Raw genomic sequence first — 14,588 nt, 5'->3', positions numbered from 1 at the left:
AAATCGCGACTGAGTCCGGCAAATCAGATTCAACCGGAAGGAGCTTGCCGGACGACATCTGTCGCAACCGGTCCAATCAAACTAGTCCGATACGCAGCAGAAGCAAGATGGCGAACGCGGTCGGGAGAATTGTGCAATCGCACAGGCCAGTTTTTTGCGATGCACCATCTGATGACGGGTGCCGATCGGTGCCCTCCGGCACGCGATGTATTCGCGCTATCGCGCGCCGGACAGAGGCGGGACATACTCCTCTATTGACGCCGGGCTCGACGAGTACCATCTTCAATGCACTGAACGCCCCCAAGCTCCGATGAGATTGCGGCCGTGACGTTGACCCTTTGTCATGATGTCCCAGCGTCCCGACCGGCAGAATGGGCGAGGCAAAAGGCGCGGTGATGGTGTACGTGACACCATACCTTTGACACCATACCTTTGACGTGAGCTCCGCCCTTTCGTTCGTCTCCGTAGCCTTCAATGGCAAGGAGGAATGAGGGATGGCTGTCGCGCTCGTACTGCTCCTGGTTGCAGTCGCCTCGGTGCTGTTTCACATCTACAGCCCGTGGTGGTGGACGCCGATCGCCTCAAACTGGCGCTACATCGACGACACGATCAATCTGACGTTCTGGATCACCGGTGCGGTTTTCTGCGCGGTCATCGCGTTCATGGCTTACTGCGTGTTCCGCTTCCACCACAAGGAGGGACGGCGGGCCGCCTACAATCCCGAAAACAAGAAGCTCGAATGGTGGCTCAGCATCGTGACGGCAGTCGGCGTCGCAGCCATGTTGGCGCCCGGCCTGGTCGTCTGGCACCAGTTCGTCACCGTTCCCGACGACGCGACCGACGTCGAGGTCGTTGGGCAACAGTGGATGTGGAGTTATCGGCTTCCGGGAAAAGACGGCCGGCTCGGCACGTCAGATGCGCGCCTGATCAGTCCCGACAATCCTCTGGGGTTGAATCCCAACGATCCGAACGGACAAGACGACATCGTCATTCAAAGCGACGATCTGCATCTGCCGGTTGGGAAGCCGGTGAAGGTGTTGCTCCGCTCAATCGACGTTCTGCATGATTTCTACGTGCCCGAGTTCCGGGCCAAGATGGACATGATACCGGGCTCGGTGACCTATTACTGGTTCACGCCCACCCGCACCGGAACATTCGACGTCCTCTGTGCGGAGCTGTGCGGTACCGCGCACGCGCAGATGCGGAGCAAGGTCGTCGTGCAGGAAGCGAAAGAATATCACGCATGGCTCGAGAGGCAGCGGACGTTTGCGGAGTTGTCAGGCCAGCACGACGTCGCGAAGGCCGCGTACAAGACTGGTAGCGAATGAACATGCCGACGAGGATCAGCCGGATATGAGGTGAACTCGTCGCTGAGCGGAAGACCAAGGAGGCTATTCCGATGGTCGATATCCCGTTTGATGAGGTCGCAGGCATCCCGCCCGCCGAAGTAGGTGAGGTCGAGCTCTATCACCCGCACAGCTGGTGGACGAGGTACGTCTTTTCGCAAGACGCCAAGGTTATCGCCGTCCAGTACTCGATCACGGCGATGTCCATCGGAATGGTTGCGCTGGTGCTGTCGTGGATGATGCGGCTGCAACTGGGATTTCCCGGCACATTCTCCTTTATCGATGCCAATCAGTACCTTCAGTTCATCACCATGCACGGCATGATCATGGTGATCTACCTGCTCACGGCGTTGTTCCTCGGCGGCTTCGGCAACTACCTCATCCCGCTGATGGTTGGCGCGCGGGACATGGTCTTCCCCTACGTGAACATGCTGAGCTACTGGGTCTACCTGCTCGCCGTGCTGGTGCTGGTCGCGACGTTCTTCGTGCCCGGTGGGCCGACCGGCGCCGGCTGGACGCTTTATCCACCCCAGGCGATTCTTTCCGGCACCCCCGGGCAGGATTGGGGCATCGTTCTCATGCTGGCCTCGCTGATCCTGTTCATCATCGGTTTCACGATGGGCGGGCTCAATTATGTGGTGACGGTGCTGCAGGCCCGCACGCGCGGCATGACGTTGATGCGGATGCCCCTGACGGTGTGGGGCATCTTCACGGCTACCGTGATGGCGCTGTTGGCCTTCCCGGCGTTGTTCGTCGCCTCGGTGATGCTGTTGCTGGACCGCCTCCTGGGAACCAGCTTCTTCATGCCGACGCTGGTCGAGATGGGCCAGCTGACGAAGTATGGCGGCGGCAGCCCGATCCTGTTCCAGCATTTGTTCTGGTTCTTCGGCCACCCCGAAGTCTACATCGTGGCCTTGCCGGCCTTCGGCATCATCTCCGATCTGATCAGCGTCCACGCGCGAAAAAACATCTTCGGCTATCGCATGATGGTTTGGGCGATCGTGGCAATCGGTGCGCTCAGCTTCGTTGTATGGGCGCACCACATGTATGTGAGTGGCATGAACCCGTATTTCGGGTTCTTCTTCGCCACCACGACACTCATCATCGCCATCCCGACTGCGATCAAGGTCTACAACTGGGTGCTGACGCTGTGGCGCGGCGACATCCATCTCACGGTGCCGATGCTGTTCGCGCTCGCGTTCATCATCACGTTCGTGAACGGCGGCCTGACCGGACTGTTTCTCGGTAACGTGGTTGTGGACGTTCCGCTGTCGGACACGATGTTCGTTGTCGCGCACTTCCACATGGTGATGGGTATCGCGCCGATCATGGCCGTGTTTGGCGGGATCTATCACTGGTATCCGAAAGTCACCGGGCGCATGCTCAATGAGGCGCTTGGACGTTTCCACTTCTGGGTGACGTTCATCGGGGCCTATGCGGTCTTCTTCCCGATGCACTATCTGGGCCTGCTCGGGATGCCCCGCCGCTATCACGACATCGGCGAGACAACCTTCGTCCCGGCATCCGCCCACGACCTCAATGCGTTTATGAGTGTGGCGGCGCTGATTGTCGGCTTCGCCCAGCTTGTCTTCCTGTTCAATCTCATCTGGAGCCTGTTCAAAGGAAAAGAGGCTGGCAGCAACCCCTGGGGAGCCGCCTCGCTGGAGTGGCAGACACCGGAGACGCCGCCCGGACATGGCAACTGGGGCAAGGAGCTCCCGATCGTCTATCGCTGGGCCTACGATTACAGCGTGCCGGGCGCTGCCGGGGATTTTGTGCCGCAGAATGAACCGCCGGCCGGATTGGCGACGCAGGGAGCCCATCCGTGAGTGCCATCATCCTGTTCACTGTTACAATAGCAGCGATCGCGGGATGGTGGCTCTCGCAGCAGCGGCTGGCCGCCAAACCCTGGCTCGAGCAAGGGGCGGACGTCGATGTTCGCGGTGAGCGCGGGTCGTCCGTGCCGACGGCGAAGATCGGACTGGGCGTGTTTCTCGCGGTCGTCGGCTCGTTGTTCGCGCTCCTGATCAGTGCTTACTCCATGCGCAACAGCATGGTGGACTGGCGGGAGCTGCCGCTGCCCAGGCTGTTGTGGTTCAATACCGGCGTCCTGGTCATCAGCAGTGTGGCGCTGCAATGGGCGTACATGGCCGCGCGACGCGACGACATTGATGGCCTGATCGTCGGCCTGCTGATCGGCGGGGCATCCGCCATGACCTTCCTGGCCGGGCAGCTATTGGTCTGGCAGCAGCTGAAGGCCGCCGGCTATTTCGTGGCGTCCAATCCGGCCAATTCCTTCTTCTACCTGATCACCGCGGTGCACGGACTGCATCTGATGGGCGGTCTGGTGGCGCTCGGCAGGACGACCGCCAAGGTATGGCGTGGCGCGCCGATGATGCAGATGCGCCTGAGCGTGGAGCTCTGCGCCATCTATTGGCATTTCCTGTTGTTGGTCTGGCTGATCTTGCTCGGTCTGCTGACGGGCTGGACTGACAATTTGGTCGACATCTGTCGCCAGTTGCTCACCTAGCGAGGTCGGGAAGCGATGACGGAAACCACACTTGCACCCCCCCAGACGTCGCCCGGAACGATACCCGGATTGCGCGGCATCGCCGCCGACTGGGCGTCGGACCAGCGTGCCTTCAAGCACGTGTCCTGGGGGAAGGCCATGATGTGGATCTTCCTTCTGAGCGACACCTTCATCTTCAGCTGCTTCCTGCTGTCGTACATGACGGCGCGAATGTCGACGACCGTGCCGTGGCCCAATCCCAGCGAAGTCTTCGCGCTCAATCTCGGCGGCAAGCACATCCCGCTCATCCTGATCGCGATCATGACTTTCATCCTGATCAGCAGCAGCGGGACGATGGCGATGGCCGTCAACTTCGGCTACCGCCGGGATCGTGTCAAAACGGCAGCCTTGATGCTGGCCACCGCGGCATTTGGCGCGACGTTCGTCGGAATGCAGGGCTTCGAATGGACCAAGCTGATCATGGAGGGCGTACGGCCCTGGGGCAACCCGTGGGGCGCTCCGCAATTTGGCGCCTGCTTCTTCATGATCACCGGCTTCCACGGCACCCACGTGACCATCGGTGTGATCTTCCTGATCGCCGTCGCGCGAAAGGTTTGGCGGGGAGACTTCGACGTCGAGCGGCGTGGCTTCTTCACGAGCCGGAGGGGGTATTACGAGATCGTCGAAATCATGGGCCTGTACTGGCACTTCGTCGATCTGGTGTGGGTATTCATCTTTGCCTTTTTCTATCTCTGGTGAGGTTGGCGCATGACAAACGCAGCGGTACATGTGGAAGGGCAGGCAACGCAACATGGGCTGCACGCGTATGTGCACGACGCAGTCGCATCGGGAGCCACGCACGCAAAGGGCCAGCAGCATCCGATCAAGCTCTATCTCGTGGTCTGGGGATGGCTGTTCGTGCTCAGCACCTGCTCATACCTCGTCGATTTCTTTGGCATCCACGGCCATCTCCGCTGGTCACTGATCCTGCTGTTCATGGTGCTGAAGGCCGGCCTGATCGTTGCCGTGTTCATGCATATGGCCTGGGAGCGGTTGGCGTTGGCCTACGCCATCCTGTTGCCGCCGGTGCTCGTGCTGGTCTTTGTAGGGATCATGGTGTTCGAATCCGACTATACGCATCTGCTTCGGGTCATGTTTTTCGCGTCAGCGAGCTAGAGGCAGGACGGCTGAGAGGTCGCCACGTCATCTGGGACTTTGCGAAGAAGGCCTTCAACCGATGGCCTCTAGAGTATCGAACTGACGAGGAATCAATCTCGTGCAAATCAATCGTTCAATTCTTCGCCGGAGCTATACGAACATCGGAGACTACGTCGCACTGACGAAACCGCGCGTCATGTCGCTGGTCGTCTTCACCGCACTGGTCGGTCTCATGGTCGCACCAGGCGGCATCGATCCCGTCACCGGCGTCGTTGCTCTTGTTTGCATAGCTGCGGGAGCTGGCGCCGCAGGTGTGCTCAATATGTGGTACGACGCCGACATCGATGCGGTGATGGCGCGGACCGCCATCCGTCCAATCCCTGGCGGCCGTGTATCGCGCTCGGAAGCATTGGTTTTCGGATTGATGCTCGGCACGTGCGCCGTCCTGGCCCTCGGCACTTTGCTGAATATGGCCGCTGCTGCTCTCCTTGCTTTCACGATTTTCTTCTACGTCGTCGTCTACACGATGTGGCTCAAGCGGCGAACACCGCAAAACATCGTCATTGGCGGTGCCGCTGGCGCACTCCCTCCGGTGATCGGCTGGGTCGCGGTCACCGGAAGCGTCGGGCTCGAGCCGCTCATCCTGTTCTTGATCATCTTCCTCTGGACGCCACCCCACTTCTGGGCATTGTCGCTCAATCTTGCTGGAGAATATGCCCGCGCCGGTGTGCCGATGTTGCCGGTCGTCGCCGGCAAGACCGAAACAAAGCGCCAGATTCTTCTCTATAGCGTGCTTTTGGTTCCGATCTCGCTGCTACCCTACGCACTGGGATTCGCGGGGGGCATCTATGGCGCGGCCGCGGCGATGCTGGGAGCGATCATGATCTTTCTCGCATGGCAAGTACGTCGAAGCCACGACAAGGAAAGGCGGCCTGCTCGTCGCTTGTTCGTGTTTTCGATGCTCTATCTGGTGCTTCTTTTTGGTGTGCTGCTGATGGATGCTGCACCCTACGCTCAGTCCTACTAACGCGACGCATTCGAATCGACAGCCGCAGGGCTTACTTCGTGCCGTCCCCGGCGAGACCGGGCTTGTTTATCCGACAAACCGAAATGTTTTCGCCGCGGCGGCCTGCGCCGCAGGGCAAATCAATGGCAGGGCGTTCAGGCCGGCGTTGACCCGCCACAGCATTCGCCGCGCGTTTGCACCGGAGGGCAGGGGACAGTCCCGTAAGAGCAGAACACGCAGCAATCGCCGGCAAGCGGCTTGAGGCGGGTGCCGCAGCCGCGGCAGTCGTAGAAGAACTGGCAGGCATCGGTCGGCATGGTTTCGGTCGCGGCGAATCCGCAGGCCGGACAGGTCAGGGTCGACACGAGTTGCATAGGCCGCGGGTCCGTTGGTCAGCCCCTTATGTCATTTGGGCGATTGCACAGGTCAAGGCCCCATCTGGCAGGATTGTGATCGGCGGTCGCCAAAGACGGGCCCGGGATGAACTCGCAAACTGGCGCCGATGATGTGCGAATTGAGCTGAACCGGTAGCGGCTTCGAAGATATTCGTCGTCGGGCCGCGCTCCATGCGGGCGCCAGGCCGGCATGAACGATTAACCACCCAAGCTCCCGCTGGTGCAGTTGTGAACAGGGTGACCTTTTCAGCACCCGTCCTTTGTGAGACTGTCGCGACATGAATGTTCGCCAATTGTTCAGATTGCTGCTCGCCGTCCTCGTGACGGCAGGCCTGACAATTGCGCCGCTGGCTGTGCCCGCGGCGGCCGGATCTTCGTTGACCGGTATGAGCCAGATGGCGGACATGTCGGACATGACGGCCGATATGCCGTGCTGCCCCGACAAGCAGAAGAGCAATGATTGCCGGGATTGTCCGCTGGTTGCGATCTGCATGTTGAAGGTCCTGCACGCGGGGCCATCGACGCTCGGTCTCGCGGTGAGGCCGTCGACGCAGCTGCAATTGCATCCGCATGACGATCTGGTCGCTGACGGGCTGGTCCGTCCGCCGCCCGACCATCCTCCTCGACATTTGGTCTGACTGGCGCCGCAAGCGCCGTTGCTGCCGCGCGACCTTCTGGCGCGTGGACGTCGCATGCCGCGCAAGCGGCAGGCCAAATCCAATCGAGGAATGAAACGAGATGACGTCGTTCAATACGTCGCGTGCCGTAGCGGCCGCGCTCATCGGCCTGGCGCTGACTGGCACCGCCACTGTCGCGCTCGCCGACATCAAGGACTACGAATTCCAGCTCGTCGACCAGACCGTCCAGGCCGGTCCGGACAAGGTTGTCACCGTTCGGCTGATGAACAAGAAGACCGGCAAGGCCGTGCCTGACGCCGTGATCTTCGCGACGCGGCTCGACATGGCGCCGGACGGCATGCAGGAGATGGCCACCAAGGTCACGCCGATGCCTGGGATCGAACCCGGCACCTATCGGTTCAAGGCGAACTTCGGCATGGCCGGGCGCTGGCAGCTGTCGCTCGGTGCGAAGGTGCAGGGCGAGACCGGCACGGTCGAAAGCAAGCTCGTCGTCACGGCCGGAAAATGAACCGGCTCGCTCTGGCAGGCGTTGCCGCTGCGATCGTTGCAGCGGCAGGCGTCGTATATCTCGGTCGCGGCCTGCCGCCGTGGCCGGGCGCAAATCTTGCCGCCTCAGCCGCGCAAGCGGCGGAAGCTGGCGCGCCGATCTATTTCCGCGATCCGGACGGCAAGCCGTCTTACTCGCTGGCACCGAAGAAGACGCCTGACGGCCGCGACTACCAGCCGGTTGCCGCCGGCGCCGATCTCAGCTTCGACGAGGCGGACGCGCCAATGGCGATGCCGGCGGACAACAACGCCACGGCCGCCAAGGGCGAGCGCAAGGTCAAATATTATCGCAATCCGATGGGCCTTCCCGACACCTCGCCGGTGCCGAAGAAGGATTCCATGGGGATGGACTACATCGCCGTCTACGACGGCGAGGACAGCGACGGCGGCTCGATCACGCTGTCGCCGGGAAAAATCCAGCGCACCGGCGTCAAATCCGAAGCGGCGGAGCTGCGCCGCATCCGCACGCTGGTCCGTGCCCCCGGCACGATCCAGCTCGACGAACGGCGGGTCTCCGTCATCGCGATGCGTGCCGAGAGCTATGTGCAGAAGGTCGCCGACATCACGACCGGCAGCCGGGTGACCAAGGGGCAGCCGCTGATGGAGATCTACAGCCCGGCGGTGTCGTCCGCGGCGGCCGAATATGTCGCGACCATGACCTCGAAAGCGATCGCGAATATCGAGCCCTACGGACGCGGCTCCAAGCAGCGGCTGACCAATCTCGACGTTCCCGAGACCGTCATCGCCGAGATGGAGAAAAGCCACACGGTGCCGCTCGCGATCCAGTGGTTGTCGCCGCGCGACGGCATCGTGTTGCAGCGTGCGGCGATCGAGGGCATGCGCGCCCAGCCCGGTGACGTGCTGTTCCGGATCGCCGACGTCTCTGTCGTGTGGGCACTGGTCGATGTCGCCGAGCGCGATCTCGGCAACATCGTGGTCGGGCAGAAGGTCGCAGTGCGGGCCCGCAGCTATCCCGGCCGCGCGTTCATGGGCCAGATCAGCGTGATCTATCCGCAGGTCAACAAGGACACGCGCACCGCGCGGGTACGGATCGAATTGCAGAATGCCGATCTCGCGCTGCTGCCGGACATGTATGTCGACGCCGAGATCGACATTGGCAGCGCGGCGCCGGTGCTGACGGTGGCTGACAACGCGATCCTCGACACCGGGAGCCGGCAGACCGTACTGATCGACCGGGGCAACGGGCGGTTCGAGCCCCGCGTGGTTAAGCTCGGGCGGCGCGGCGACGGCTATGTCGAGATTCGCGACGGGATCGCGGAGGGCGATGCGGTCGTCACGTCGGCGACCTTCCTGATCGATGCCGAAAGCAACCTGAAAGCCGCGATCAAGGGCTTTGCCGAGGCCGGCGCTGCGCAAGCGGCAACGGCCGACGGCCAGATGACGGAGGGAGGCCGGCCATGATCGCACGTGTCATCGCCTGGTCGGCGCGCAACCTGCTGCTGGTGCTGTTCGGCACCGGCTTTGCGGCTGCCGCGGGCCTCTACGCGTTGCTGCATCTCCCGCTCGATGCGATCCCCGATCTCTCCGACACCCAGGTCATCGTCTACACCGAGTATCCCGGCCAGGCGCCGCAGGTGATCGAGGACCAGGTCACCTATCCCTTGACCACGGCGATGCTGACGGTGCCGAAATCGAAGGTCGTGCGCGGCTTCTCGTTCTTCGGCGTCTCCTTCGTCTATGTCATCTTCGAGGACGGCACCGACATCTACTGGGCGCGCTCGCGCGTGCTCGAATTTCTCAACGGCGCGGCGTCGCGGCTGCCGGCCGGCGTGTCGCCGACGATCGGTCCCGACGCGACCGGGGTGGGCTGGGTCTACCAGTATGCCGTGATGTCGAAGGAGCTGAATCTTGCCGACACCCGCACCATCCAGGACTGGAATCTGAAATTCGCGCTGGCGAGAGCGGAAGGCGTCGCCGAGGTCGCGAGCGTCGGCGGCTTCGTCAAGCAGTACAATGTGATCCTCGATCCGCAGCGGATGCGCGACCGCGGCATCACCATGCAGCGGATGCGCGATGCGATCCGCGCCAGCAATGCCGATGTCGGCGGCCGCACCGTCGAACTCTCCGAGTTCGAATATGTCATTCGCGGCAAGGGCTATCTGAAGGACATCAACGATCTCGGCAACATCGTGCTGAAGACCGACAACGGCACGCCGGTGCTGCTGCGCGACGTCGCCCGCGTCGAGCTCGGCCCCGACGAGCGGCGCGGCATCGCCGAATTGAACGGCGAGGGCGAGGTGGCGAGCGGCATCGTGCTGCAACGCTTCGGCGTCAATGCGCTCGACGTGATCGAAAACGTCAAGAAACGCTTTAAGGAGATCGCGACCAGCCTGCCGAAGTCGGTCGAGATCGTGCCGGTCTATGACCGGTCCAACCTGATCTATGCGGCGATCGACACGCTCAAGCGCACGCTGTTCGAGGAGAGCGTCGTGGTCGCGCTGGTCTGCCTCGTGTTCCTGCTGCATGTCCGCAGCGCGCTGGTCGCGATCCTGATGCTGCCGGTCGGCGTGTTGATGGCGTTCGGCGCGATGAAGCTGCTCGGGATCGGCTCCAACATCATGAGCCTCGGCGGCATCGCGATTGCGATCGGCGCCATGATCGATGCGGCGATCGTGATGATCGAGAACGCGCACAAGCACCTGGAGCGGGCCGAGCCCGGCCGGTCGCGGGTCGCGATCCTGATCGAGGCCGCGGCGGAGGTGGGACCGGCGCTGTTCTTCAGTCTGCTCATCATCACCGTGTCGTTCATGCCGATCTTCACGCTGGAATCGCAGGAGGGGCGGCTGTTCTCGCCGCTCGCCTTCACCAAGACGTTCGCGATGGCGGCAGCCGCGCTGCTGTCGGTGACGCTGGTGCCGGCGCTGATGGTGATCTTCGTCCGCGGCAGGATCGTCCCCGAGCACAAGAATCCGATCAATCGCTTCCTGATCTGGATCTACCGTCCCGTCATCAACGGGGTGTTGCGGGCGAAGACGCTGGTGATCCTGCTCGCACTCGGTGCGATCGCCGTCACGGTCTGGCCGGCGCGGCAACTCGGCACCGAGTTCATGCCCGACCTCAACGAGGGTACGCTGCTCTACATGCCGACCACGCTGCCGGGGATCTCGGTGACCAAGGCGGCCGAGCTGCTGCAGATGCAGGACCGCATCATCCGCAGCTTTCCCGAAGTCGTCTCGGTCTACGGCAAGGCCGGCCGCGCCGCGACCGCGACCGACCCGGCGCCGTCGGAGATGTTCGAGACCGTGGTCAACCTCAAGCCGAAACAGCAATGGCGCAAGGGCCTCACGCTCGACCGCCTGATCGCCGAGATGGATAAGGAGCTGCAATTTCCTGGCGTCTCCAATGCCTGGACCATGCCGATCAAGGCGCGCATCGACATGCTGTCGACCGGGATCCGGACGCCGGTCGGCGTCAAGGTGATCGGCCCCGATCTCGCCGTGATCGACAAGCTCGCCCGCCAGATCGAGCAGGTCGTGAAAGGCGTGCCCGGCACCTCGTCGGCCTATGCCGAGCGCGGCCTCGGCGGTTACTACCTCGAGATCACGCCGAACCGCGAGGCGTTATCGCGCTACGGCATCGCGGTGCAGGACGTGCAGGACACGATCGCGACCGCGCTCGGCGGCCAGACCGTCACGACGACGGTGGAGGGACGCCAGCGCTTCACGGTCAACATGCGCTATCCGCGCGACCTGCGCGACAATCCGGGCGCGATCGCCAGCGACATCCTGGTGCCGATGCCGGCGAGCGGCGCGGTGCCGCTCGGCGAGGTCGCCGATATCACGCCGGCGCGCGGGCCGACCACGATCAGGACCGAGAACGGGCAGCTTGCGACCTACATCTATGTCGATATCCGCGATCGCGATCTCGGCGGCTATGTCGCGGATGCGCAGCGCGCGGTGCAGTCCGCCGTGCAGTTTCCGCCAGGAGCCTATGTGATCTGGAGCGGGCAATACGAATATCTCGAACGCGCCGCGGCGCGGCTCAAGATCGTGGTGCCGGTGACGCTTCTGATCATTTTCCTGTTGCTCTACCTCAACTTCCGCTCGGTGGCGGAGACCATGATCGTGATGTTGTCGTTGCCGTTCGCGCTGGTCGGCGGGCTCTGGCTGATGTGGGCGCTCGGCTTCAACCTGTCGGTTGCGGTCGCGGTCGGCTTCGTCGCGCTCGCCGGCGTCGCCGCCGAGACCGGTGTCGTGATGCTGATGTATCTCAACCAGGCGCTGGCCGAGGTCACCGCGCGTCGCGTCGCCGAGGGCCGCGCGATCGGTCGCGACGATCTCAACCACGCGATCATCGAGGGCGCGGTCGAGCGGGTGCGGCCGAAGATGATGACGGTGGTTGCCATCATGGCCGGGTTATTGCCGATCATGTGGAGCACCGGCACCGGCTCCGAGATCATGCAGCGCATCGCGGTGCCGATGATCGGCGGCATGATCTCGTCGACCTTGCTGACGCTGATCGTGATTCCCGCGATCTTCGCCGTCGTGAAGGGCATCGGGCTTCGCGTGAGGATGCCGGGAGCGGATGTCGTTGCGCCGGTCGTGCGACAGCGTGTAGCAGGGGCAGGGAATCCGTTGGCTGGTTCAAACCGGATTGAATGATACCCTGAGGGGGTATATACGATGGGGTTCGCGGCCGACTGATTTGCAGTCGGGGTGCGGTCAGGTGAGTTCGGGGCGATCACGCAGGTGTTGGTGCGGTTGACGAGGTCAGGGCGGGTGCGGGCGGGATGTTCCATCATCCTGGCCTATCTGTTCTGCGTCCTCGCGCCGTCCGTCGCGCTCGCGTTCGGAGCGCCGTTTCCGTGCCTGACCGATGAGGTCCAGCCGGCCGCCGCGGTGCAGGTGCATGATGCCTCGATGGCGCACGCCGATGGCGCCGCGCACGATCATGCCGCCCACGATCATGGCGGCATGCATATGCATCACGCCGCCGATGGCGCTGAACCTCCTGCCAAGCACAGCCACGACGGCAAGAACGCGCCGGGGCCGTGCTGCGCGATGATGTGCGTGTCGGCGCTGCCGGCCGATCTTCCGTCCGTCACTGCTCCCTTGCACCCGATCGCGACCCGTCTCGCCGAGGCTCTTCAGAGCCTGCACAGCGAGGCGCCCGCGCGGCTCTATCGTCCCCCCATCGCCTGATCCTCAGCTGACATCGTGGCTGCGCCGCGCGCTCGCGTGCGCATGCCTGTCATTCATCTGACGATCGGGACAGACCCATGTATTCGCATTTCGGGGCGAGGCTCGCCGCCGTGGCCACACGGCTTGGCAACCGGCTTGGCCGGCGCGCGCCATCCACATTCGTGTTGCGGATCGCCTCCGCCATCCTCGCGGCCGCGTCGCTTGCCGGCTGCATGGCCAACGGCCGGCCGCTTGCCGCCGCAGGCGATCCGGCAAACCCGTCGGCGGGCAGCGCCAGCGTCGGCTACCGCTCGACGATCGCGCCCTACAGCAGCCTGCGTCCGGCGACGCCGCTGCCCTGGCGCGAGCGCAACGACGGCGTGACGCCGCCGACCAATTCGAATCGGTAGGAGGGCGCCATGCGACATCTAGCCATCGTGCCGATCCTGCTGCTGACATCCGCGCTCGCGGGATGCGCGTCGTTCTCGCCCGACGGCGGCATGGGCGTCGTCTCCGAGGTCACCGCGCAGGCGATCGGCAAGGACATCGCCTTCGTTCGCACCAAAGACGAAGCCACAACCGTCGACGCCGCGGTGAAGCGGCTGCTGGCGCGCAACCTGACCGCGGATGCCGCCGTCCAGCTCGCGCTATTGAACAACAAGGGATTGCAGGCCGCCTATAACGAGCTGGCGCTGGCGGAGACGGAACTCGTTGCCGACAGCCTGCCGCCGAACCCGACCTTCTCGGTTTCCCGGATCACCGGCAACGGCGCCAGCGAAGTCGAACGGCAGGTGGTCGGCGACATCCTGGCGCTCGCGGCGCTGCCGGCGCGCTCCGAGATCGCGCGCGAGCGCTTCCGCCAGGCGCAGCTCAAGGCCGCGCTCGCCACCTTGCGGCTCGCTGCCGAGGTGCGGCGCGGCCATGTCGCGGCGGTGGCGGCGAACGAGACGGTCGCGCTGCTGACCGACGCGAAGGCGACTGCCGAATCGACCGCGCAGCTCGCCAAGAAACTCGGCGAGACCGGCGGCATGAACAAGCTCGACCAGGCCCGCGAGCAGGTGTTCTACGCCGAGATCACGGCCGACCTCGCCAGCGCGCGGCAGAATGCGGCGAGCTCGCGCGAGCGGCTGGCGCGTCTCTTGGGATTGTGGGACGGCGATCTCGGCTTCCGGATTTCGAGCAAGTTGCCATTGCTGCCGAAGCGGCCACTGGAACAGACGTCGATCGAGGTCGCCGCGGTCGGTCATCGCGTCGATCTGCAGATCGCACGGATGGAGATTGTCGCGCTCGCCAAGGCGCTCGATCTCACCGAAGCGACGCGCTTCGTCACGCTGCTCGACGTCGCCGGCATCGACAGGCGGACGCGCGATCCCGAGGGCCCGCCATTCAGGGAGCGCGGCTTCGACGTCCAGTTCCAGATCCCGATCTTCGACGGCGGCGAGGTGCGGGTGCGTCAGGCGGCCGAGACTTACCGGCAGGCCATGAACCGACTGACCGAGAAGGCCATCAATGTCCGCTCCGAGGCGCGCGACGCCTATCGCGTCTACCGCTCGACTTACGACATCGCGAGCCACTACCAGCGCGAGGTGCTGCCGCTGCGGCAGATCATCACCGAGGAGATGCAGCTGCGCTTCTCCAGCATGCAGGTCGACGTGTTCGCACTGCTGACCGAAGCGCGGCAGCGGCTCGGCTCGCTGCGCGCAGCGATCGATGCCAAACGCGACTTCTGGCTGGCGCAATCCGACCTGCAGACCGCCATCAGCGGCGGCGGCCCGGCGGCCGCGCCATCGACACCATCCGCCATCGCCTCGACCGCGCCTGCGGCTGGCGATCATTGAGAGGAGACGTA

General features: G+C 63.7%; 14 protein-coding genes. 13 read left to right on the top strand and 1 reads right to left on the bottom strand.

The features are described 5' to 3' along the window. Positions 1–494: 494 nt before the first annotated feature. The 6 genes from coxB to HU230_RS18115 all read left to right on the top strand — a co-directional run bounded on the left by coxB (position 495) and on the right by HU230_RS18115 (position 6,040). Positions 495–1,328 carry a cytochrome c oxidase subunit II gene (gene coxB, locus HU230_RS18140; protein WP_176530480.1) on the top strand — a complete coding sequence of 278 codons (834 nt, stop codon included), beginning with the start codon at positions 495–497 and terminating at the stop codon, positions 1,326–1,328. A 71-nt stretch (positions 1,329–1,399) separates the two neighbouring features. Further along, entirely contained in the window at positions 1,400–3,175 is a 1,776-nt protein-coding gene (ctaD, locus tag HU230_RS18135; protein WP_176530481.1) for a cytochrome c oxidase subunit I, read from the top strand. After that, positions 3,172–3,876, top strand: coding sequence for a cytochrome c oxidase subunit 3 (locus HU230_RS18130; protein WP_176530482.1), 705 nt, complete (start codon positions 3,172–3,174; stop codon positions 3,874–3,876). Before ctaD ends, HU230_RS18130 begins: the two co-directional genes overlap by 4 nt. A 15-nt stretch (positions 3,877–3,891) precedes the next feature. Further along, entirely contained in the window at positions 3,892–4,614 is a 723-nt protein-coding gene (locus HU230_RS18125; protein WP_176530483.1) for a heme-copper oxidase subunit III family protein, read from the top strand. 9 nt (positions 4,615–4,623) lie between these two features. Continuing rightward, positions 4,624–5,031, top strand: a complete 408-nt coding sequence (locus tag HU230_RS18120; protein ID WP_176530484.1) for a cytochrome C oxidase subunit IV family protein — start codon at positions 4,624–4,626, stop codon at positions 5,029–5,031. Between the two features lie 100 nt (positions 5,032–5,131). Beyond that, positions 5,132–6,040, top strand: coding sequence for a heme o synthase (locus HU230_RS18115; protein WP_176530485.1), 909 nt, complete (start codon positions 5,132–5,134; stop codon positions 6,038–6,040). A 134-nt stretch (positions 6,041–6,174) separates the two neighbouring features. Here HU230_RS18115 and HU230_RS18110 read toward each other — a convergent pair whose 3' ends face one another. Further along, positions 6,175–6,393 (bottom strand): GDCCVxC domain-containing (seleno)protein, encoded by a 219-nt coding sequence (locus HU230_RS18110; RefSeq protein WP_176530486.1) that lies wholly within the window; start codon positions 6,391–6,393, stop codon positions 6,175–6,177. 299 nt (positions 6,394–6,692) lie between these two features. Between HU230_RS18110 and HU230_RS18105 the strand changes: the two genes are divergently transcribed. The 7 genes from HU230_RS18105 (at position 6,693) to HU230_RS18075 (ending at position 14,577) form a co-directional block, all read left to right on the top strand. After that, positions 6,693–7,052 carry a hypothetical protein gene (locus tag HU230_RS18105; RefSeq protein WP_176530487.1) on the top strand — a complete coding sequence of 120 codons (360 nt, stop codon included), beginning with the start codon at positions 6,693–6,695 and terminating at the stop codon, positions 7,050–7,052. Positions 7,053–7,152: 100 nt separating this feature from the next. Next, positions 7,153–7,560, top strand: coding sequence for a FixH family protein (locus HU230_RS18100; protein ID WP_176530488.1), 408 nt, complete (start codon positions 7,153–7,155; stop codon positions 7,558–7,560). Beyond that, on the top strand, positions 7,557–9,020 hold the full coding sequence (locus HU230_RS18095; RefSeq protein ID WP_176530489.1) for an efflux RND transporter periplasmic adaptor subunit: 1,464 nt from the start codon (positions 7,557–7,559) through the stop codon (positions 9,018–9,020). The genes HU230_RS18100 and HU230_RS18095 overlap by 4 nt, the downstream gene beginning before the upstream one ends. Continuing rightward, complete coding sequence (locus HU230_RS18090) at positions 9,017–12,220, top strand: efflux RND transporter permease subunit (RefSeq protein ID WP_224943350.1); 3,204 nt, start codon at positions 9,017–9,019, stop codon at positions 12,218–12,220. Before HU230_RS18095 ends, HU230_RS18090 begins: the two co-directional genes overlap by 4 nt. A gap of 87 nt (positions 12,221–12,307) precedes the next feature. Next, positions 12,308–12,760 (top strand): hypothetical protein, encoded by a 453-nt coding sequence (locus HU230_RS18085; RefSeq protein ID WP_420840873.1) that lies wholly within the window; start codon positions 12,308–12,310, stop codon positions 12,758–12,760. A 77-nt stretch (positions 12,761–12,837) separates the two neighbouring features. Further along, positions 12,838–13,149, top strand: coding sequence for a hypothetical protein (locus HU230_RS18080; protein ID WP_176530490.1), 312 nt, complete (start codon positions 12,838–12,840; stop codon positions 13,147–13,149). Between the two features lie 9 nt (positions 13,150–13,158). After that, complete coding sequence (locus tag HU230_RS18075) at positions 13,159–14,577, top strand: TolC family protein (RefSeq protein WP_176530491.1); 1,419 nt, start codon at positions 13,159–13,161, stop codon at positions 14,575–14,577. The last annotated feature ends 11 nt before the right edge of the window (positions 14,578–14,588 follow it).

The sequence above is a fragment of the Bradyrhizobium quebecense genome, from assembly GCF_013373795.3.
GTDB lineage: Bacteria > Pseudomonadota > Alphaproteobacteria > Rhizobiales > Xanthobacteraceae > Bradyrhizobium > Bradyrhizobium quebecense.
This window is presented reverse-complemented; position numbering and strand designations above follow the sequence as displayed.

Excerpts from the sequence above, each read along its gene's own strand:
- HU230_RS18125 (WP_176530483.1), top strand. The coding sequence starts at position 3,892 with ATGACGGAAACCACACTTGCACCCCCCCAGACGTCGCCCGGAACGATA.
- ctaD (WP_176530481.1), top strand. The coding sequence starts at position 1,400 with ATGGTCGATATCCCGTTTGATGAGGTCGCAGGCATCCCGCCCGCCGAA.
- HU230_RS18080 (WP_176530490.1), top strand. The coding sequence starts at position 12,838 with ATGTATTCGCATTTCGGGGCGAGGCTCGCCGCCGTGGCCACACGGCTT.
- HU230_RS18120 (WP_176530484.1), top strand. The coding sequence starts at position 4,624 with ATGACAAACGCAGCGGTACATGTGGAAGGGCAGGCAACGCAACATGGG.
- HU230_RS18090 (WP_224943350.1), top strand. The coding sequence starts at position 9,017 with ATGATCGCACGTGTCATCGCCTGGTCGGCGCGCAACCTGCTGCTGGTG.
- HU230_RS18100 (WP_176530488.1), top strand. The coding sequence starts at position 7,153 with ATGACGTCGTTCAATACGTCGCGTGCCGTAGCGGCCGCGCTCATCGGC.
- coxB (WP_176530480.1), top strand. The coding sequence starts at position 495 with ATGGCTGTCGCGCTCGTACTGCTCCTGGTTGCAGTCGCCTCGGTGCTG.
- HU230_RS18095 (WP_176530489.1), top strand. The coding sequence starts at position 7,557 with ATGAACCGGCTCGCTCTGGCAGGCGTTGCCGCTGCGATCGTTGCAGCG.
- HU230_RS18105 (WP_176530487.1), top strand. The coding sequence starts at position 6,693 with ATGAATGTTCGCCAATTGTTCAGATTGCTGCTCGCCGTCCTCGTGACG.
- HU230_RS18110 (WP_176530486.1), bottom strand. The coding sequence starts at position 6,393 with ATGCAACTCGTGTCGACCCTGACCTGTCCGGCCTGCGGATTCGCCGCG.
- HU230_RS18075 (WP_176530491.1), top strand. The coding sequence starts at position 13,159 with ATGCGACATCTAGCCATCGTGCCGATCCTGCTGCTGACATCCGCGCTC.